This is a genomic window from Streptomyces sp. NPDC002536, from assembly GCF_053594995.1.
This window is the reverse complement of the sequence record NZ_JBSFWU010000001.1, coordinates 1-20,169: the sequence shown is the minus strand read 5'-3', so window position 1 is coordinate 20,169 and position 20,169 is coordinate 1. Positions and strand designations below refer to the sequence as shown.

The following is a 20,169-nucleotide window of genomic DNA, read 5'->3' as shown; positions in this document are numbered from 1 at the left end:
CAGCCGACGCATCACCCCGGGAGCTTCGACTGCGGGCGCGTCGTGGCCTGTCGCGCAGTTCCCCGCGCCCCTGACGGGGCGCTACGCATACGCCTCCCGCAGCGTCCCGTAGGCCTCCCTCGGTGCCCCCAGTCGGTCCAGGCCCAGCAGGGCCGCGCCCATGACGGGACGTGCCGTCACCACCACCGGCACCGCCTTCGGGGCGCACTCCGCGAGGAGGGTCAGCACCCGTTCGTGCAGCAGCGGATGACGTGCCGCCAGCACGCCGCCGCCCAGCACCACCGGAACCTCCGCCTCCAGCAGTCCCAGCCGGCCCAGTGCGACCCGGGCCATCGCGACGATCTCCTCCGCCTGTCGCGCCACGACCGCCCGGGCCACCGCGTCGCCCGCCGCCGCCACCGCGAACAGCACCGGCGCCATCTCGTACCGCCGCGCCGCCGGGAGCAGGCCCCGGTGCAGTGCCTCGATCAGCGCGGGCATGCCGGGCAGCCCGAAGTGGGCGGGGAGCGCCCGGGCGAGTTCGCTCGGTTCGCCGCGGCCGTCGTCCGCCCGGGCCGCCCACCACAGCGCCTCGTCCGCCAGGCACCCGCCGCCGCCCCAGTCGCCGGAGATCCGCCCGATGGCGGGGAAGCGCGCCACCTTGCCGCCCGGTGCCACGCCCGAGCAGTTGATGCCCGCGCCGCACACCACGGCGACCCCCGCCGGTTCCGGGCCGTCGGGCAGCCCGGCCCGCAGCAGCGCGAAGGTGTCGTTGGCCACGGTCACCGACGGGGCCCAGCCCAGGCCCTCGATCTCCGCCGCCAACTCCGCCTCCTCCACGGGGAGATCGGCATTGGCCAGGCACGCCTGGACGTGGCCGGTCCGCGGGCTTCCGCCCAGATCCGCCCGGGCGGCGGCCGCGGCGGCGATCGGCACCAGCCCCGCCACCGCCGCCGCGGCCCCCGTCTCCGAGGGCCGGAAGCCGCCGCCGCGCGCGGCGCCCAGGACCGTGCCGTCCGGGCCCACGAGGGCGACGTCCGTCTTGCTGTTGCCCGCGTCGATCGCGAGCACGGTTCCGGTCAGGCCCACGCCAGGTGCTCCCGGTTGTGCGCGAGGAGCGTGTCGGTCAGCTGGTCCGCGTACTCGGCCTGACCGATCAGCGGGTGTGCCAGCAGCGCCCGGAAGACCCGGTCGCGGCCGCCCTTCAGCGCCGCCTCCAGGGCGAGGTGCTCGTAGGCGGTCACGTTGGCGATCAGCCCCGCGTACAGCGGCTCCAACGGCCGTACGGGCAACGGGTGTGCGCCCCGCGCGTCCACCGACGCCGGGACCTCGATCACCGCGTCGTCGGGCAGGAACGGCAGGGTGCCCTTGCTGAACGCGTTGACGACCTGGACGTCCCCGGTGTCGCGCAGCAGCGACGACGTGAGCGCGACGGCGGCCTCCGAGTAGAACGCGCCGCCCCGCTTCGCCAGCAGCTCCGGCTTCTCGTCCAGGGCCGGATCGGCGTACAGGGCCAGCAGCCGGCGCTCCATCTCCGCCACCTCGGCGGCCCGGGACGGCTTGCCGCCCAGCTCCCGGACGACCGCGTCGTGCTGGTAGAAGTACCGCAGGTAGTACGAGGGCACCACGCCCAGCCGGTCCAGGAGCCCGCGCGGCATGCGCAGGTCCTCGGCGATGGCGTCGCCGTGCCCGGCCAGCAGCTCGGGCAGCACGTCACGGCCGCCGACGCGCACCGCGCGCTCCCACGTGAGGTGGTTGAGGCCCACGTGCTCCAGGCTCACCTCCTCCGGGGCCACGTCCAGCAGCCGGGCGAACTTCCGCTGGAAGCCGATGGCCACGTTGCACAGCCCGACGGCCCGGTGCCCGGCGGTCAGCAGGGCGCGGGTGACGATCCCGACCGGGTTGGTGAAGTCCACGATCCAGGCGTCCGGGTTGCGCCGCCGTACGCGCTCGGCGATGTCGAGGACCACCGGCACAGTGCGCAGCGCCTTGGCGAGGCCGCCCGCGCCGGTGGTCTCCTGGCCGACGCAGCCGCACTCCAGCGGCCAGGTCTCGTCCTGGTTGCGGGCGGCCTGCCCGCCCACGCGCAGCTGGAGCAGGACGGCGTCGGCGCCGTCCACGCCGGCGTCGAGGTCCGGGGTCCAGGAGATCCGGCCGGGGTGGCCCTGCTTGCGGAAGATGCGCCGGGCCAGCCCGCCCACGAGCTCCAGGCGGTCCGCGGCCGGGTCGACGAGGACGAGTTCCTCCAGCGGCAGCACGTCCCGCAGACGTGCGAAGCCGTCGACGAGTTCGGGGGTGTAGGTCGAACCTCCGCCTACCACGGTCAGTTTCACGGGATCAGCCCTTTACTCCGGTGAGGGTGACGCCTTCGACGAAGGCCTTCTGCGCGAAGAAGAAGACGACGATGACCGGCGCCATGACGAGCAGGGTGGCGGCCATGGTGAGATTCCAGTCGACGTTGTGGGCGCTCTTGAAGGATTCGAGTCCGTACGACAGCGTCCAGGCGCCGGGATTCTGCGCGGCGTAGATCTGCGGGCCGAAATAGTCGTTCCAGCAGAAGAAGAACTGGAACAGCGCGACGGCCGCCAGGCCCGGCCGGGCCATGGGCACGACGATGCGCAGCAGCGTGCGCAGTTCACCGCAGCCGTCCATCCGGGCCGACTCCAGGTACTCCTTGGGGATCGTCAGCAGGAACTGCCGCAGCAGGAAGATCGAATACGCGTCGCCGAAGGCCATCGGGACGATCAGCGGCCACAGCGACCCCGACAGGTGCAACTGCTGCGCCCACACCAGGTACATCGGGACGACGACGACCTGGGGCGGCAGCATCATCGTGGCGATGACGAGCATCATCGCCGGACGCCTGCCCCGGAAGCGGAACTTCGCGAGCGCGTAGGCGACGGGCAGGGACGAGCACATGGTGAACAGCGTGCCCAGCCCGGCGTACAGCAGGGAGTTCTTCCACCAGTCGAGGAATCCGGGGGTGCGGAAGACGGTCGCGTAGTTGGACCATTTCCATTGGTGCGGCCACAGTTCGCCGCTCATCGCCTGTTCGTCGCTCATGACGGAGGTCAGGAGGACGAAGACGAACGGCAGGACGAAGAAGAGCGCCGCGGCAACGGCCGTGGCGTGGACGGCGATCCAGTGGAGCGTGCGGTTCCGATGCATGCCGGATCAGTCCTCCGCCGTCAGCAGGCCGGTGCTCCTGCGCATCAGCAGCGAGGTCACGGCCATCGCGAGGGCGAAGAGCACGAGTGAAAGCACGCATGCCGCACCGGTGTTGAAGTTCTGGAATCCGAGCGAATAGACCAGCTGCGGCACGGTGAGCGTGGAGTGGTCCGGATATCCCGGCTGGATCACCGAGCCGGGCCCGATGTTGACGCCGGAGGCGAGCTTTCCGGCGACGAGCGCCTGCGTGTAGTACTGCATGGTCTGGACGACTCCGGTGACCACCGCGAACATCACGATCGGGGTGATCGACGGCCAGGTGACATAGCGGAATCTCGCGAGTGCCCCCGCCCCGTCCAGCTCCGCCGCCTCGTACTGCTCCTTGGGCACGTCCAGCAGCGCGGCCATGAAGATCACCATCAGGTCGCCGATGCCCCACAGGGACAGCAGCACCAGCGACGGCTTGGCCCAGTCCGGGTCGTTGAACCAGTTCGGGGCGTCGATGCCGACCGCCGAGAGGGCCTCGTCCACCGGCCCCGTCCCCGGGTTGAGCAGGAAGACGAACGCGACGGTGGCGGCCACCGGCGGGGCCAGGTACGGCAGGTAGAAGGCGGTGCGGAAGAATCCGGCGCCCGTCTTCACCTTGGTGACCAGCAGCCCGATGCCGATGCCGAAGGCGACGCGCAGCGCGACCATGACCACCACCAGCCAGAGCGTGTTCCACAGCGCAGGCCCGAAGAGCGGCATCTGCTGCAGGACGTATTTCCAGTTGCGCAGGCCCACAAAGGTCGGGGCCTGGATCTGGTTGTAGTGCATGAAGGAGAAATAGACGGTGGCGACGAGCGGGTAACCGAAGAAGACGGTGAATCCGACCAGCCAGGGCGAGAGGAATCCGAGGGTGCGCAGCCGCTCGCGGGTGCGTCTGCGGCGCAGGGAGGATGCGGTACCGGTACCGGGGGCCATGGCGGTACTCCGTCAGTTCGCGGACTGGAGGTTGTCGTCGTCGATCTGCCGGTCGAGCCTCCGCAGCCCCTTGTCCAGGTCGCGGACCTTTCCGGCCTCGACGGCGTAGCCGAAGTCCTGGAGCGCGGTGATGTACTGCCCGCCGTTCACCGACGGCGGCATTCCGGTGCTGTCCGGGTGCGCGGCGATGTCCAGGAAGGTGCGGAAGGCGGGGTCGCGGTCGAGTTCCGGCGAGGCCAGCGCGGCGTTGGTGGACGGCACGTTGTGGATGGCGTTGGCGAAGGCGACGACTTGACCGGTGTCGGTGGTCAGGAACTTCACCAGTTCCCAGGCCGCGTTCTGGTGCCTGCTGCTGTGGGCGATGCCGATGACCGTTCCGGTCAGATATCCGCGCCCGTACGTCCCGGCCCGGTCGTCGGGGACGGGCAGCGGGGCCGTGCCCCAGCGGAATCCCGGTTTCGCCTCGTCGAGCATCAACCCCCGCCATTCGCCGTCCAGATGCATGGCGAGCTTTCCGGTGAGGAAGGCGTTCTGCGAGGACATCTCGTCGCCGAAGCCGGTGCGGTAGGTCTCCAGCGACGTGTAGCCGCCGAGGGCGGAGACGAGTTGCTGCTGGAAGGAGAAGAACTGCTTCGCCGCGGGTTCCCGGGCGAGCATCGCCTTGCCCTCGCCGTCGAAATACCGCGGCCCCCACTGGGCGAAGAACCGGTCTGGGCTGTTCTGGTACAGCCGGAAGTCCGGCATGAATCCCAGCTGCCGGTACGCACCGTCCTTCGTGCGCCGTGTGAGCCGGACGGCGGCGTCCTTGAACTCCGACATGGTGCGCGGGGGCCGGGTGATGCCGGCTTTCTCGAAGGCGTCCTTGTTGTAGTAGAGCCCGTACGCGTCGGCGAGCAGGGGAAGGGCGCACTGCCGGCCCTGGTAGCCGGAGTAGCGGACGAGGGGCGCGGGGAAGATCCGGGACTTGTCGAGTCCGGACTTCGCGAGGAAGGGATCGAGATCGACCCACATGCCCGAGGAGCAGTACTGGCCGACGTTGTTGGTGGTGAACGAGGACACGACGTCGGGCGCGTCCCCGCCGCCCGCCCGCAGGGCCTGGTTGACGGTGTTGTCGTTGACGTTGCCGGTCGCCTCGACCTTGATCCGGGGGTGCAGCTTCTCGAACCGGGCGATCGACGCCTTGACGGCCGCGACCTCCTTCTTCTCCGACCAGCCGTGCCAGAACCTCAGGGTGACGGGCCGGGCGGGGTCGTCGTCGGCGCTGCCGGTGCTCGGATGCGCGCATCCGGCGAGCAGCAGTCCCATGGCTAACAGCAGCAGGACGCGGGCGCGTGACATGGCGGAACGTCCCTTCGGGCGGCGGATGAAGGAGAGGGAGGGTGCGGTCGTCAGGCCGTGGTGTCGAACACCGTGTTGCGTGCTGCGGCGAGTGCCGTGTGCAGGGCGCCGAGGAGGATGGGGGAGCCCTCGACCGTGCTCAGCCGCAACTCCGGCCGGGGCAGGTCGAGTCCGGACATCTCGTCCTCGATCAGTTCGCGCAGCCGGTCGCCGCCGGCCAGGCAGACCTCGCCGGAGAGCACGATCAGCTCCGGGTCGACCACGGCGACGACGGCCAGCAGCGCGGTGGCGATGCGGTGCGCCAGCTCGGCGAGGACGGCGTCGCCGGCACCCGGCGTGGCCGCGGCGGCGGCCAGTGCCTCGGGGGCGCCGGCGGCGTCGATGCCGTGGCGGCGGGCCAGCGCGACCACGGCGGCGGAGACGACGAGCCTGTCCAGGCCGCCCTCGGCGAGGGGCCCGGGGGTGCCCGCGGGCCTGCTGCGGACGACCGGGGCGCCCGGCATCGGCATGTAGCCGATCTCGCCCGCCCCGCCCCGCGCGCCGCGCAGCAGGCGGCCGCCGAGCACGATGGCGGCGCCGACGCCCTCGTCGGCCCAGAAGTGGACGAAGTCGGCGCAGTCCCGGGCGGAGCCGCAGTGCTGTTCGGCGACGGCGGCGAGGTTGACGTCGTTCTCGACGACCACGGGCGTGCCGAGTGCGGCGGAGAGCTCGTCGACGAGGGTGTGCGACTGCCAGCCGGGCAGGTGGGGTGCGTACCGCAGCCGCCGGGTGCGCGGGTCGAGGGCGCCGGGGGTGCCGACGACGGCGCGGCACAGGGCGTCCCGGCCGAGGCCGGCCGCGCGCAGCGCGCCGTCGACGGCCCCGGCCACGAGCTCGGGGGTGCGGGTGCGGACGTCGTCCGCGGCGGCCTCGGCCTCGATGCGGTGCCGGCCGACCGTGGTGCCGGTGATGTCGGCGACGGCCGCACTGATGCCGGCCTTGTCGACGGCGAGGGCCGCGACATGCGCGATGCCGGGGTTGACCTCGTAGAGCAGGGCGCTGGGCCCCGGGCGCCCGGTGACGCTGCCGGTGGTGCGGACGAGGCCGGCGGCTTCGAGGCGGGCGAGGAGCTGGGAGGCGGTGGGCTTGGACAGCCCGGTCAGCTCGCCGAGCCGGGTGCGGGTGAGGCGGCCGTGGGTGATCAGCAGGTCCAGGGCGGCCCGGTCGTTCATGGCCCGGAGGACTCGGGGGGTTCCGGGGGTGGTGGCCATGGTCGCTCCCGCGGAGGTCTGTTGGGAAACCTTCCTAATCGTCACGAGGACGGTATGCGAGCGGAAACGTGGGGTCAATGGTTTGCGCCCCCGAAGGGGCGCGGGGCTTCCGATGTGCGGCTCCGCCGCGTGGGCGCGACCATCCCCAGCTACCGCTGGGAAGTGCCCCCCAGACGCGCCCGCAGATGACGTGCTGCCCCGGGGTGGTGTGTCGGCTGCGGGCCGGTGGGGGCTGGTCGCGCAGTTCCCCGCGCCCCTTACGGGGCGGGGAGCCGCGTGACGCGCTCGGCTACTTGCCCAGCGTGGGACCCGGCGGTATCGGGGCCGTGGCCATGGACTGCGGCGAGGCCGGGTTGCCCAGTGCCGAGGGGGCGGCCACCGCGGCCGTCGGGTCGGCGGCCGGCGCGGCGTCCGCGGCCTGCACCACGTCCATCCGGATGCCCGCCGCGTCCAGTGCCTGCTTGATCCGCCAGCGCAGCTCCCGCTCGACGCCGGAGGCCTCCCCGGGCGCCGTCTTCGCCTGGACGCGGACCACGACCGAGTCCAGGCCCACCGAGTCCAGGCCCATGACCTCGACCGGCTCCCAGATCTTCTCGTCCCACGGTGCGGCCTTGGCCATGTCCTGGCCCGCCGACGCGATGATCTCGCGGGCCCGGTCGAGGTCCTCGTCGTAGCGCAGGGAGACGTCCACGTCGGCCATGGACCAGCCCTGGCTGAGGTTGCCGATGCGCTTGACCTCGCCGTTGCGCACGTACCAGATGGCGCCGTTGGGGCCGCGCAGCTTGGTGACGCGCAGGCCCACCTCGATCACCGTGCCCGTGGCGACGCCGGCGTCGATCTCGTCGCCGACGCCGTACTGGTCCTCCAGGATCATGAAGACGCCGGACAGGAAGTCGGTGACGAGGTTCCGGGCGCCGAAACCGATGGCCACACCCGCGACACCCGCGGAGGCGAGCAGCGGGGCCAGATTGATCTTCAGCACGGACAGCACGGTCAGCGCCGCCGTGCCCATGATCAGGAACGAGGCGACGCTGCGCAGCACCGAGCCGATGGCCTCCGAGCGCTGCCGCCGCCGCTCGGCGTTGACCAGCAGGCTGCCCAGGGCCGTGCCGTCCAGGTGGTTGGTGGTGCGGTTCATCCGCGCTATCAGCTGGGTGATGCCGCGGCGGATCAGGGAGCGCATGGCCACCGCGATCACGACGATCAGGATGATGCGCAGACCGTTGCTGAGCCAGATGGACCAGTTCTCCTCGACCCAGCCGGCGGCGTCGTTCGCCGTCCGCTGGGCCTCGTCCAGGGACGCGGGGGGACGGGGCGTCGAGTCTGCGGCCAGGGCAGCGGACAAGAACACAGCAGAAATCCTCCGAGTTAGGACACACGCCCGCGGCGGGGACGGCGCGGGCAGACCCACCACACTATCGGGGCAGGGCGGGTCCCCCGTTGTTGTGTTCGAGACGGGGCGGGTATCGAGCAGGTCCTGCCAGGGGTTGGCCGCGGTGTGCCGCAAAACACCTGTGACCCGTTACCCGGTCATGGTGGCGCTCCGACCAGGGCGCAGGGGACACTTGCAGGAGATCGTCCCGGCGCGAGCCACGCGCCGCCGGCGTACAAGGAGGCACCCGTGCCGCATGTCCTGGTCCTCAACGCGTCGTACGAGCCGCTCGGCGTCGTACCGCTCCGCCGCGCGCTCATACTCGTCCTCAACGAAAAGGCCGTCAGCCTTGAGGACACCGGCGCCTATCTGCACAGCGCGACCTGCACCATCCCCGCACCCAGCGTCGTGCGCCTGAAGCGCTTCGTGCGGGTCCCCTTTCGGGGCCCCGTCCCGCTCACCCGCCGTGCCCTCTTCGCCCGCGACGGCGGGCGCTGCGCGTACTGCGGTGGCGTCGCAACCAGCGTCGACCACGTCGTGCCGCGCAGCCGCGGCGGGCAGCACGCCTGGGACAACGTGGTGGCTGCATGCCGCCGGTGCAATCACGTCAAGGCCGACCGGCACGTCTCCGAGCTGGGGTGGCGGCTGCGCCACCAGCCCGCTCCGCCGTCCGGGCTGGCGTGGCGCATCATCGGCACGGGGCATAGGGACCCGCGCTGGCTGCCCTACTTGGAGGCCTACGGCGCGGAGGACGCGATGGCCCGGATCGACGGCATTTCCGCCTGAGAGATCCGGGCCATCGGCATTCGATGGCCCGGACCTCGGGGCGCTGCGCCCCGTCAGGGGCGCGGGGAACTGCGCGACCAGCCACATACGACCCGCAGTCGAAGCTCAACGCACCGCGTAGGCCTCCACCCCGGCAAGGGCGGCCCCCTTGTCGCCCTCGATACGGACGAACCGCACGTCCGGCACATCCATGCGCACGGTCTCCGTGCCCCCTGGGCTGCCCGCAGGGCGCCAGGTGCGCCCGTCCGAGGAGACCTGCACCCGGTAACGGGCAGGCCGGGCGCCGTCCTTCCAGTGCAGCACCAGCCGCCCCAGCCGCACCGGACGGGCCAGGTCCAGCTGCCACGTCCCGTCGCCCGACGCAGTCGTCCCGCCGCGTGCCAGGTCCGGGCCGTCGGTGGGCGGATACGCGTGGACGGTGACCGTCCGCTCCTGCCCGGCCAGCTTCAGCTGCACCGCGACGTCGTGCCCCGAGGCACCCGCGGGCACCGAGATCTCGATCCGGGCCGTGGTCACCCCGCCCCGCGGCACCGTCAGCTCGGCCGGGGCGTTCACGGTGACGCCTGAGGGGGCGGTCACCGCGAGGCGCTCGCGGACGGTGTCCGGCCGCCGGTTGATCATCCGCAGCTCGACGACGGCCGGGCGGCCGCCGATGTCCGTGTCCACCTCGTTCCGCGCAAGGTCGAGGTCCGCGGTGGGGGTGTCGGCGAACCAGGGCGCGATCTCGTGCACGGCGGGCGGGGCGGCGGCCGCGCCGTCCCAGACCAGCCGCAGCCCGTCGGCCCTGACGCCCTTGCCGGGCACCTGGGTCCAGCCGCTGTCCGACAGCGGGCCGAGCCGCTGCCAGCCCGCGGCCGGGTCGTGCGCCTCGACCGCGCCGCGGGTGCCGGGCGCCGGGTCGGTGAGCACGGTGACCGCGGCCAGCGGGTGCGGCCCGCGCACCGCCACCGCCAGCGGGGCGCCGCGGGGCGGGGTGACGGCGGTGGCCGGGTCGCCGTCGGTGGCCTTGCCGCCCGTGCGCAGCGGGCGGTCGACGCCGGTCCAGCCGTTGGCCTTGGCGAGGGCCTTGTCGAGGAACGGGGTGAGCACCCCGGCCCCGACGGTCGCGTTCTCCGCACCGATCTGCGCCCTCAACTGCTGCACGTCCAGCTGGGCCTGCCAGGCCGCGGCGCCGTCGCCGCGGGCCTGCGCGGTGAGCATGTCCACCGCCCGCTGCCCGGCCCGGCCGTGCCGCCCCAGCTGGTCCAGCCACGGCCGGAGCTCGCCGCCCAGGGCCGGCGACAGCCGCTGCGGGGCGTCGGCCATGGTGCGGAAGGCGGCCCGCAGCCGGTCGGCGGCCTCGCCCAGCTTCCCGGTGTCCGCGCCGCCGAGGGCGGTCCAGAAGTCGTCCAGCAGCGGCCTCAGGTACGCCGACTCCTCGCCGCCCAGCATGGACGAGGCCTCGTTGCCGGCGAGCGCGCGCAGCGCGTCGCGGGTCGGCCCGTCGCCGCCCGCGAGGTCGTCGACGGCGGCCTTCCAGGACTCGTCGGGCCGGTAGCCGCGTGGGTTCCAGGCGAAGTCGGCCGCGGTGAACAGCGGGATGCGGGAAGCGGCGGGCTGCGCCGGGGCGTTGGCGAGCAGCGCGGCCGAGCCGGTGGCCACGGCGGGCTCCCTGCCGGTGTACGGCCCGAGGAAGATACGGTCCTGCGCGAAGTCGTTGACCGGGTAGTTGTCCATGGTCACCAGCGGGTGCCCCAACGCCGAGCGGGCGTCGGCCAGTTCGGCGCCGGTGATGGTCCTCGGCACCACGCCCACGCCCGTCCAGGCCACCTCCACGCGCGGGTCGAGCGCATCGGCCAGGGCGCGCCGGAAGTCCGTGCGCCCGTCCTGGTAGTACTCGGTGGGCAGCAGCGACAGCGGCGCCGCCTCGGACCCCTTGGCCGCCAGGTGCGCCGCGAGCGCGTTCGCGACCTTCGCCTGCGCCTTCGCGGCGGCCTTGGGGCCGGAGCCGAAGGCGTCCCGGTCCGCGCCACAGTGCCACTCGGTGTAGCTGACGTCCTGGAACTGCAGTTGGAAGGCGCGCACGCCCAGCGCCCACATCGCGTCGACCTTGCGCTTGAGCGCCTTCAGGTCGTCGCCCGAGGAGAAGCACATGGCCTGCCCCGGCGCCACGGCCCAGCCCAGCGTCACGTGGTTGCGGCGGGCCCGGTCGGCCAGGTCGCGGAACTCGGCGCGCTGCGCGGCCGGGTAGGGGGCGCGCCAGCGGGCCTGGCGGTACGGGTCGTCGCCGGGGGCGTAGAGATAGCGGTTCTGCTTCGTGCGCCCCAGGAAGTCCAGCTGCGCCAGCCGCTGTTCGTGCGTCCAGGGGTCGCCGTAGAAGCCCTCGGTCAGGCCGCGCACAGCTGTGACCGGCCAGTCGCGCACGACCGCCCCGGCGAGGACGCGGCCGCCGTCGCGCTGCACCGCCAACTGCCGCAGCGTCTGCGCCGCGTGGAACAGACCGTCCGGGCCCATGCCCGAAAGCGCCGCCACCGGGCGGCCGTCGATCTGTCCCGTCGCCAGCCGGTAGCCCCCGGAGGGCAGGTCGGCCACGGGCGGGGCGCCGAGCGTGCGCAGGGCGTCCTCGGCCGCCCTGCCGCCCGCGTAGACGATCAGCCCGTCCGGCGGCGGGGTGCCGCCCGGCTGGGCGTCGACGACGGTCCGCGCGCCGAGGCCGCGCAGCAGGGTGCGCAGCGCTTCGAGCGTGTACGGGTCGGTGTTCTGCTCGGCCATGAGCGTGACCTGGTCGCTGATGCGGGCGCCCGCGCCCTGCGCGCGCGCCGTCTGCGGGCGCGGCCAGACCGGCGGCAGGGCGCCCGTGCTCTGCGGGTCGGTGTCGGGGGTCGTCGGGGCCGCGGTGTCGCCGGGGCGGGGGTCGGCGAGGGCGTCGGGCGTGCTGCCGAGCAGCCCGCTCAGCAGCGCCGCGGCCAGCACGGTGAGCCCGGCCCGCCGCGGCCGGCCGAGCCGGCCGGTGCCGAGGACGGGACCCGGCGGCCCTGCCGGACGGGCCTCGTACGAGGAGTCGTTGCTGGGGAACGGCACGGGCATTGCTCCTCGTTCTGGTGTCGCCTCCGTGGTCGCCGAGCCCATCACCAGGCGAATCGCGATGTCAACGCGGGTGACCGAACTGCCGGTAATGACCGGTGCGTCAGAGGTGAAGAAGGCGGGGATGTCCACCAAAGAGCCGTCAAATCGACAGCGGAGACCGTAATGTGACCCCGTCGGGCGCCCCCTGGAGCGGCACCAGCGGTACCGGACCCCCGGAGGTCTGCATGAGCCGAGCGCGCCTCGCCCAGCTGCACGGTGTCGCCACCTCCTACAGTCTCTCGCCCGGCCGCACCGTCGACGTGCCCGAGGACACCGTCGTCGCGGTCCTCGCCGCGCTGGGCGTCGACGCCTCCACCCCGCGCGCCGTCCGCGCGGCCCTGGCGGAGCACGAACAGGACGCGCAGCGGCGGCTGCTGCCGCCCACGGTCGTGCTGCGCGAGGGCGCCCGGCTGTCCCCTGCCCGGCTCCCCGCGGGCGGTGCGCTGCGCGTCGAGACCGAGGACGGCCGGACGCTGGAGTGCGACGGCTCCCCGGGCGGCGAGCCCGACCTCGGCCCGCCCCTCGGCACCCACCTGCTGCATGCCCGCACCGCCGACGGCCGCTCCGCGAGCGCCCACCTGATCGTCGCCCCGCACCGGCTGCCCGCACCCCCCGAGCGCGGGCACGGCTTCCTGGTCCAGCTCTACTCCCTGCTCTCCGCCCGCTCCTGGGGCATGGGCGACCTCGGCGACCTGGCCGAGCTCGCCGCCTGGTCGGGGCGCACGTTCGGCGCGGACTTCGTCCAGGTCAACCCGCTGCACGCGGGCGTCCCCGGCCGGGCGGGCGCCCCCACGGACCCCTCGCCCTACCGCCCCTCCTCGCGCCGCTTCCCCGACCCGGTGCACCTGCGCATCGAGGAGATCCCCGAATTCGCCTGCCTCACCGGCCCCGACCGCGACCGCGCCGGCCAACTGGGCGCGGAGGCGGCCGCGTTGCGCGACGCCGTTCTGCACCAGGGCGGGCTCATCGACCGCGACGCCGTCTGGGACGTCAAGCGCCGCGCGCTGGAGCTGCTGCACACCGTGCCCCTGGGCCCCGGACGCCGGGCCGCCTACTGCGACTTCCTCGCCGACCGCGGCCGCGCCCTGGAGGACCACGCCACCTGGTGCGCGCTCGCCGAGGTGCACGGCCCCGACTGGCGCTCCTGGCCCGCGGCCCTGCAGGACCCGCGCTCGGCCGGCACCGCCCGCGCCCGCGGCGCACTCCTCGACCGCATCGACTTCCACTGCCGGCTCGCCTGGCTCACCGACCGCCAGCTCGCCGCCGCCCAGCGCTCCGCGCGCGAGTCGGGCATGCGCATCGGCCTCGTCCACGACCTGGCCGTCGGCGTGCACCCCTCGGGCGCCGACGCCTGGGCGCAGCAGGACGCCTTCGCCTCCGGCATGTCCGTCGGCGCGCCCCCCGACGCCTTCAGTCCCCGCGGCCAGGACTGGGGCCTGCCGCCCTGGCGCCCCGACGCCCTGCGCGCCACCGGCCACGCCCCCTACCGCGAGCTGCTGCGGGCCCTGTTGCGGCACGCAGGGGCGCTGCGCATCGACCACGTGATGGGGCTGTTCCGGCTGTGGTGGGTGCCGCAGGGCTGCGAGCCCGCGCAGGGGACGTACGTGCGCTACGACCCCGAGGCGATGCTCGGCGTCCTGGCGCTGGAGGCGCACCGCGCGGGCGCGGTCGTCATCGGCGAGGACCTGGGCACGGTCGAGCCCGGGGTGCGCGAGGCGCTGGCGGAGCGGGGCGTGCTGGGCACCTCGGTGCTGTGGTTCGAGCGGGACTGGGCCAAGGAGAACGGCGACGGCTCCCCGCACGCCGAGCCGCTGGAGCCCGGGCGCTGGCGCTCCGGCTGCCTGGCCACCGCCACCACGCACGACCTGCCGAGCACCGCCGCCCGGCTCACCGGCGGCCATGTGGCCCTGCGGCACCGGCTCGGCCTGCTCACCCGGCCGCTGGCGGCCGAGCAGCGGGAGGCCGCGGCGGAGACGGCGGAGTGGCTGGCCCTGTTCGCCCGGCTGGGTCTGCTGCCCGAGGGCCAGGGCGACGAGGAGGCGGCCGTCAAGGCCGTCCACCGCTTCCTGCTGCGTACCCCCGCGCGGCTGGTGGGCGTCTGGCTGCCGGACGCGGTCGGCGACCGCCGTCCGCAGAACCTGCCGGGCACCTGGGACCAGTACCCCAACTGGCGGCTGCCCGTCGCCGACGAGGCCGGGCGCCCGGTGTCGCTGGAGGGGCTGGCGGCCTCGCCCCGGCTGCACGCGCTGATGGCCGAGATCCGCAGGTGGGAGCGGGTGCGGAGCCCATAGGCCACCCCGGACGCGCGAGGCTCGCCGGTGTCCGATACTTTGAGCGCGTGAGCAATAAGGTCAACAAGAACGCCATGCGTGCCGGAGCCATCACTGCCGGCACGATGCTGATGCTGCTGATGTCGTCCCCCGCGTTCGCGCTCACCCGCGACGACGGCGACGACCCGGGTCCCGGCCTGAGCATGATCAACACGCTCGGCCTCTTCGTCGCCGCGCCGATCGTCCTCTTCCTCGTGATCGCCGGCCTGGTCATGGTCCTGTCCCGCAAGAGCGACAACGTCCACACCCACGACACGCACTACGCGAAGGCCTCGCGCTAGCGCGTACGGCCCCTGCGACGGCCCCGGTTCCGCGAACGACGCGGAACCGGGGCCGTCGTGCATGTGCGGGACGACCACGGCCTTTATGCCGCGCTTAACCTACGGTGTCGTAACCTACGGGGCCGTAAGTGAGCACGTCCCCCCCCAGGAGCCGTCAGTGACCATCACCCCTTCCCGCGTGTGGACCGACAGCCGGCTGCTGTACGCGCTCGAGGAAGCCGTCGAGACCGAGCTGAACCGGCACCTGAAGGTCGCCAAGGAATGGATGCCGCACGAGTACGTGCCCTGGAGCGAGGGACGCGACTTCGACGGCGTCATGGGCGGCGAGGCCTGGGCCCCCGAACAGTCCAAGGTCTCCGACATCGCGCGGACCGCGCTCGTGGTCAACCTGCTCACCGAGGACAACCTTCCCAGCTACCACCACGAGATCGCCACGCTCTTCGGCCGGGACGGCGCCTGGGGCACCTGGGTGCACCGCTGGACGGCCGAGGAGGGCCGGCACGGCATCGTCATGCGCGACTACCTGCTCACCTCGCGCGCCGTCGACCCGGTCGCGCTGGAGCGGTTCCGCATGGCGCACATGAGCGAGGGCTTCGAGTCCGACAACCGGCACAGCATGCTGCACTCGGTGGCCTACGTGGCCTTCCAGGAGCTGGCCACCCGCATCTCGCACCGCAACACCGGCCACCACTCCGGCGACGAGGCGTGCGACCGCATGCTCGCCCGCATCGCGACGGACGAGAACCTGCACATGGTCTTCTACCGCAACCTGCTGGGCAGGTCCTTCGAGCTGGCGCCCGACCAGACGATGTGCGCGGTGCGGGACGTGGTGACCGGCTTCCGGATGCCCGGACACGGCATCCCCGGCTTCGAACGGGCCGCCGCCCAGATGGCGATCGGCGGCATCTACAACCTGCGCATCCACCACGACGACGTCCTGCAGCCGGTGCTGCGCTTCCTGAAGGTCCTGGACATCGGCGGCCTCGGCCCGGAGGGCCTGCGCGCCCAGGAGGAACTCGGGGCGTTCATGAACGGTTTGGACGACCAGGCCCGCCGCTTCGACGAGAAGCGGGCCGCCCTGCTGGCGCGGCGGGCGGCCAACCGGGGCTGAGTTCGGCTGCGGGCCGCCAGTGGTTGCTCGCGCAGTTCCCCGCGCCCCTGACGGGGCGCGGGGAACCACCCACCCGCGGTAAGCGATTACGCGGCAGCCGCGTCCGCCGCCTGTGCCTTGAGCGCACGCTCGATCCCGGCACGGGATTCGGTCACCAGCCGCCGCAAGGCGGCATTCGGCTCCGCCGAAGCCAGCCACGCGTCCGTCGCATCCAGCGTCGCCTGCGACACCTGCAGCGCCGGATACAGCCCGACCGCGATCTGCTGCGCGATCTCGTGGCTGCGCTCGTCCCACAGCTGCTTCACGGCAGTGAAGTACCGCTCCGCGTACGGCGCGATCAGCTCACGGTGCTCCGCCTGCTGGAAGCCGCCGATCACCGACTCCTGCACCGCGTTCGGCAGCTTGCCGGACTCCACGACCGAGGCCCACGCCTCGGCCTTCGCCTCGGCGGTGGGCCGTGCGGCACGCGCCCACGCCGCGTGCTGCTCGCCCGCGCTGGTCCTGTCCCGCTCCAGCTCCGCCTCGATCGCCTTCTCGTCGGCGCGGCCCGTGGCGACGAGGCGGCCCAGCAGGTCCCAGCGCAGCTCGGTGTCGACGGCCAGGCCCTCGATCGTCTCGCCGCCGTCGAGCAGGCCGGCCAGCAGGGCGAGCTGCTCGTCCGTGCGGGCGGTCGCGGAGAACGCCCGCGCCCAGGCGAGCTGGTGGTCGCTGCCGGGGGCGGCGGCGCGCAGGTGCTCCAGGGCGGCCTCGCTCCACTGCGCCAGGCCCGTCTCCCGCCAGTCGGGGGCGGCGTACAGGTCGAGGGCGAGCTTCACCTGGCGCTGCAGCGACTGCACGACGCCGATGTCCGACTCCTTGGCGATGCCGGAGAGGACGAGGGCCAGGTAGTCGCGGGTGGCGAGCTCGCCGTCGCGGGTCATGTCCCAGGCGGAGGCCCAGCACAGGGCGCGGGGGAGGGACTCGGTGAAGTCGCCGAGGTGCGCGGTGACTGTGGCCAGCGACTCGGCGTCGAGGCGGACCTTGGCGTAGGACAGGTCGTCGTCGTTGAGCAGGACGACGGCGGGGCGCGGCTTGCCCGCCAGCTGCGGCACCTCGGTCAGCTCGCCGTCGACGTCGAGCTCGATGCGCTCCTTGCGGACGAGCTTGCCGTCCTCGTGCTCGTACAGGCCGATCGCGATGCGGTGCGGCCGCAGCGTCGGCTCGCCCTTGGCACCGGCGGGCAGCGCGGGGGCCTCCTGCTTGACGGCGAAGGAGGTGATGACGCCATTGCCGTCGGTGGCGATCTCCGGCCGCAGGATGTTGATGCCGGCCGTCTCCAGCCAGTTCTTCGACCAGGTCTTCAGGTCGCGGCCGGAGGTCTTCTCCAGGGCGCCCAGCAGGTCGGAGAGGCGGGTGTTGCCGTAGGCGTGCTCCTTGAAATATGCCTGCACGCCGCGGAAGAACTCGTCCATACCGACGTAGGCGACCAGCTGCTTCAGGACGGAGGCGCCCTTGGCGTAGGTGATGCCGTCGAAGTTGACCAGCACGTCGTCCAGGTCGCGGATCTCCGCCATGATCGGGTGCGTGGAGGGCAGTTGGTCCTGCCGGTACGCCCAGGTCTTCATGGAGTTGGCGAACGTGGTCCAGGAGTGCGGCCACTTGCTGCCCGGCGCGTAGGCCTGGCAGGCGATGGAGGTGTAGGTGGCGAACGACTCGTTCAGCCACAGGTCGTTCCACCACTCCATGGTGACCAGGTCGCCGAACCACATGTGCGCCAGCTCGTGCAGGATCGTCTCCGCGCGCACCTCGTACGCCGCGTCCGTCACCTTCGAGCGGAAGACGTACTGGTCGCGAATGGTGACCGCGCCCGCGTTCTCCATCGCGCCCGCGTTGAACTCCGGCACGAAGAGCTGGTCGTACTTGGCGAAGGGGTACGCGTAGTCGAACTTCTCCTGGAACCAGTCGAAGCCCTGCCGGGTGATGTCGAAGATCTCGTCCGCGTCGAGGAACTCGGCGAGCGACGGGCGGCAGTAGATGCCCAGCGGGACGCTCTGCCCGGTCGCCGCGTTCTCGTACGTGCTGTGCACCGCGTGGTACGGGCCGGCGATGAGCGCGGTGATGTAGGTGGAGATCCGCGGCGTCGGCTCGAAGCGCCAGACGTTGTCGGAAGGACGCTCCGGGGTGGGCGAGTTGGAGATGACCGTCCAGCCCTCGGGGGCCTTCACGGTGAACCGGAACGTGGCCTTCAGATCGGGCTGCTCGAAGGAGGCGAACACGCGGCGCGCGTCCGGCACCTCGAACTGGGTGTAGAGATAGGCCTGGTTGTCGACGGGGTCGACGAACCGGTGCAGGCCCTCGCCGGTGTTGGTGTACGCGCAGTCGGCGACGACCTTCAGCTCGTTCCGCCCGGCGATCAGGCCCGGCAGCGCGATCCGGCTGTCCTGGAACACCTCGGAGGCGTCCAGCGCGGTCCCGTTGAGCACGACCTCGTGCACGGCCGGGGCGACCAGGTCGATGAACGACGCGCCGGCCTCCGCGGCGTCGAAGCGCACGGTCGTCACGGACCGGTACGTGCCGCCCTCCTGCGCGCCGGAGAGGTCGAGGTCGATCTCGTACGCGTCCACGGTGAGCAGCCGGGCCCGCTGCTGCGCCTCTTCACGGGTGAGATTCGTTCCGGGCACCAGTGCATCTCCTTAACGTCCGTATCGCGTCTTTCGGCCATCCTTCCACGCCGTCGCTGTCCGTGGTGGGGCGTACGCCGACAGCGGAGGGCCGGGCCCCTCACGGGTGCCCGGCCCTCCGCCGTCGGTCGGTTGCCGCCCTGGTCAGCCGCGCAGTCAGCCGCGCAGCTCCGCGGCGACGAGCTCGGCGATCTGGACGGCGTTGAGCGCCGCGCCCTTGCGCAGGTTGTCGTTGGACAGGAAGAGCGCCAGGCCGTGTTCGACGGTCTCGTCCACGCGGATGCGGCCGACGTACGAGGCGTCCTTGCCGGCCGCCTGGAGCGGGGTCGGGATCTCGGACAGCTCGACGCCCTGGGCGTCCTTCAGCAGCTCGTAGGCGCGCTCGACGCCGATCGGACGCGCGAAGCGGGCGTTGACCTGGAGCGAGTGCCCGGAGAAGACCGGGACGCGGACGCAGGTGCCGGAGACCTTGAGGTCCGGGATCTCCAGGATCTTGCGGGACTCGTTGCGGAGCTTCTGCTCCTCGTCGGTCTCGAAGCTGCCGTCGTCGACGATCGCGCCAGCCATGGGCAGCACGTTGAAGGCGATGGGCCGCTTGTAGACGGCCGGCTCGGGGAACTCGACGGCCCCGCCGTCGTGCGTCAGCCCGGCCGCCCCGTCGGCGACCTTGCGGATCTGCCCGTCCAGCTCGGCGACGCCGGCCAGGCCGGAGCCGGAGACCGCCTGGTAGGTGGTGGCGACGAGGGCGGTGAGCCCCGCCTCCTCGTGCAGCGGCTTGAGCACCGGCATGGCGGCCATGGTGGTGCAGTTCGGGTTGGCGATGATCCCCTTGGGCCGGTCCGCGATCGCGTGCGGGTTGACCTCGGAGACGACCAGCGGCACGTCCGGGTCGCGGCGCCAGGCGGAGGAGTTGTCGATCACTACGGCGCCCTGGGAGGCGACCTTTTCGGCCAGGGCGCGGGAGGTGGCGCCGCCGGCCGAGAAGAGCACGATGTCGAGGTCCGAGTAGTCGGCCGCAGTCGCGTCCTCGACCGTGATCTCCGTGCCCTGCCAGGACAGCGTGGAGCCCGCGGACCGGGCCGAGGCGAACAGCCGCAGCTCGCTGACCGGGAATTTCCGCTCGGCAAGGATCTTGCGCATGACCGTGCCGACCTGACCGGTGGCTCCGACGATTCCGATCCTCACGAGGGGCTCCTCTACCTCACGTCGCTCCGTGGACGGTACCCATCATGCGGGACACCCCTGGCCAAAAGTCCAATCCGTTGTCCGAGGGGCGGGACGCCCGCAGGGGCGGTGCGGGCGGGGTCCGTATTCGCACGTACCACAGCTTGTGGGACAAGCGGACTAATCCGCCACCCTCGGGACGGGACCGGAGCTTCCCCCGCGGGTGAACGCTGAATGAGCGTCAGTCCGCCAGGGGACGAGTGCTGTATGTCAGTTCGCACTAGCCAAGATCCATGTGCGGGGATCGGCGGCGGGCGTTGCGGTCTTGTTCACGCCCAGGTCATCCGCGCTGTCAACGCTCCCGACTGACCGGACCTGCAGCCCGCCCGACCGACCGTACGTGACCGCAAGCCTTCGCGTTCGCACCCGGGGAGACGCCATGCCCGCAAGATCACGCAGGACCGCAGCCACGCATGTCGACCGCCGCACGTTCCTGGCCGCCGCGGGCGCCGTCACCACCGCCACGGGCTTCGGCCTGGCCCTCGGCGCCGACCACCGGCAGGCCGCGGCGGCCCCCTCCACGGACCCCACCCCCGGCGCCTCCGCCACGGCCTCCGCGTCCGCCACCGCCCGGGCCGGCGGCCCCGACGGGAGCGAGCCCG

At 72.7% G+C, this 20,169-nt stretch carries 13 protein-coding genes and 2 pseudogenes; 5 read left to right on the top strand and 10 right to left on the bottom strand.

Annotation, left to right across the window (positions count from 1 at the left end; all coding sequences use genetic code 11):
• Positions 1-81: 81 nt before the first annotated feature.
• The 7 genes and pseudogenes from ACWD4B_RS00075 to ACWD4B_RS00045 all read right to left on the bottom strand — a co-directional run bounded on the left by ACWD4B_RS00075 (position 82) and on the right by ACWD4B_RS00045 (position 8,049).
• Positions 82-1,068 carry an N-acetylglucosamine kinase gene (locus ACWD4B_RS00075; protein WP_451418576.1) on the bottom strand — a complete coding sequence of 329 codons (987 nt, stop codon included), beginning with the start codon at positions 1,066-1,068 and terminating at the stop codon, positions 82-84.
• Positions 1,059-2,312 (bottom strand): 6-phospho-beta-glucosidase, encoded by a 1,254-nt coding sequence (locus ACWD4B_RS00070; protein WP_451418575.1) that lies wholly within the window; start codon positions 2,310-2,312, stop codon positions 1,059-1,061. The genes ACWD4B_RS00075 and ACWD4B_RS00070 overlap by 10 nt, the downstream gene beginning before the upstream one ends.
• A 4-nt stretch (positions 2,313-2,316) precedes the next feature.
• Positions 2,317-3,141: pseudogene (locus ACWD4B_RS00065) on the bottom strand (carbohydrate ABC transporter permease); the annotation flags it as partial.
• A gap of 12 nt (positions 3,142-3,153) precedes the next feature.
• The gene (locus tag ACWD4B_RS00060) at positions 3,154-4,110 is read right to left on the bottom strand and encodes a carbohydrate ABC transporter permease (protein WP_451418574.1); all 957 of its coding nucleotides are present in this window, start codon (positions 4,108-4,110) and stop codon (positions 3,154-3,156) included.
• A 12-nt stretch (positions 4,111-4,122) separates the two neighbouring features.
• Positions 4,123-5,448 carry an ABC transporter substrate-binding protein gene (locus ACWD4B_RS00055; protein WP_451418573.1) on the bottom strand — a complete coding sequence of 442 codons (1,326 nt, stop codon included), beginning with the start codon at positions 5,446-5,448 and terminating at the stop codon, positions 4,123-4,125.
• Positions 5,449-5,498: 50 nt separating this feature from the next.
• Positions 5,499-6,698, bottom strand: a complete 1,200-nt coding sequence (locus tag ACWD4B_RS00050; protein WP_451418572.1) for an ROK family transcriptional regulator — start codon at positions 6,696-6,698, stop codon at positions 5,499-5,501.
• 289 nt (positions 6,699-6,987) lie between these two features.
• Positions 6,988-8,049, bottom strand: coding sequence for a mechanosensitive ion channel family protein (locus tag ACWD4B_RS00045; protein ID WP_451418571.1), 1,062 nt, complete (start codon positions 8,047-8,049; stop codon positions 6,988-6,990).
• Between the two features lie 270 nt (positions 8,050-8,319).
• Between ACWD4B_RS00045 and ACWD4B_RS00040 the strand changes: the two genes are divergently transcribed.
• The gene (locus tag ACWD4B_RS00040; protein ID WP_171080924.1) at positions 8,320-8,856 is read left to right on the top strand and encodes an HNH endonuclease; all 537 of its coding nucleotides are present in this window, start codon (positions 8,320-8,322) and stop codon (positions 8,854-8,856) included.
• Between the two features lie 105 nt (positions 8,857-8,961).
• On the opposite strand, the gene ACWD4B_RS00035 is transcribed toward ACWD4B_RS00040, so the two are convergent.
• Positions 8,962-11,916 (bottom strand): beta-N-acetylglucosaminidase domain-containing protein, encoded by a 2,955-nt coding sequence (locus ACWD4B_RS00035; protein WP_451418570.1) that lies wholly within the window; start codon positions 11,914-11,916, stop codon positions 8,962-8,964.
• A 230-nt stretch (positions 11,917-12,146) separates the two neighbouring features.
• Here ACWD4B_RS00035 and malQ point away from each other — a divergent pair, with 230 nt between their 5' ends.
• From malQ to ACWD4B_RS00020, 3 genes are all read left to right on the top strand, one after another.
• Positions 12,147-14,252: a 4-alpha-glucanotransferase gene (gene malQ / locus ACWD4B_RS00030; RefSeq protein WP_451418569.1), complete on the top strand. Its 2,106-nt coding sequence runs from the start codon at positions 12,147-12,149 to the stop codon at positions 14,250-14,252.
• Between the two features lie 47 nt (positions 14,253-14,299).
• Positions 14,300-14,572: a hypothetical protein gene (locus ACWD4B_RS00025; RefSeq protein ID WP_451418568.1), complete on the top strand. Its 273-nt coding sequence runs from the start codon at positions 14,300-14,302 to the stop codon at positions 14,570-14,572.
• A gap of 157 nt (positions 14,573-14,729) precedes the next feature.
• The gene (locus ACWD4B_RS00020; RefSeq protein WP_451418567.1) at positions 14,730-15,683 is read left to right on the top strand and encodes an acyl-ACP desaturase; all 954 of its coding nucleotides are present in this window, start codon (positions 14,730-14,732) and stop codon (positions 15,681-15,683) included.
• An 86-nt stretch (positions 15,684-15,769) separates the two neighbouring features.
• Here ACWD4B_RS00020 and pepN read toward each other — a convergent pair whose 3' ends face one another.
• Both pepN and ACWD4B_RS00010 read right to left on the bottom strand, forming a co-directional pair.
• Positions 15,770-18,343, bottom strand: coding sequence for an aminopeptidase N (pepN, locus tag ACWD4B_RS00015; protein WP_451418566.1), 2,574 nt, complete (start codon positions 18,341-18,343; stop codon positions 15,770-15,772).
• 156 nt (positions 18,344-18,499) lie between these two features.
• Entirely contained in the window at positions 18,500-19,528 is a 1,029-nt protein-coding gene (locus ACWD4B_RS00010; RefSeq protein ID WP_451418565.1) for an aspartate-semialdehyde dehydrogenase, read from the bottom strand.
• A gap of 418 nt (positions 19,529-19,946) precedes the next feature.
• Between ACWD4B_RS00010 and ACWD4B_RS00005 the strand changes: the two are divergent.
• A pseudogene (locus ACWD4B_RS00005) lies at positions 19,947-20,169 on the top strand (hypothetical protein); the annotation flags it as partial.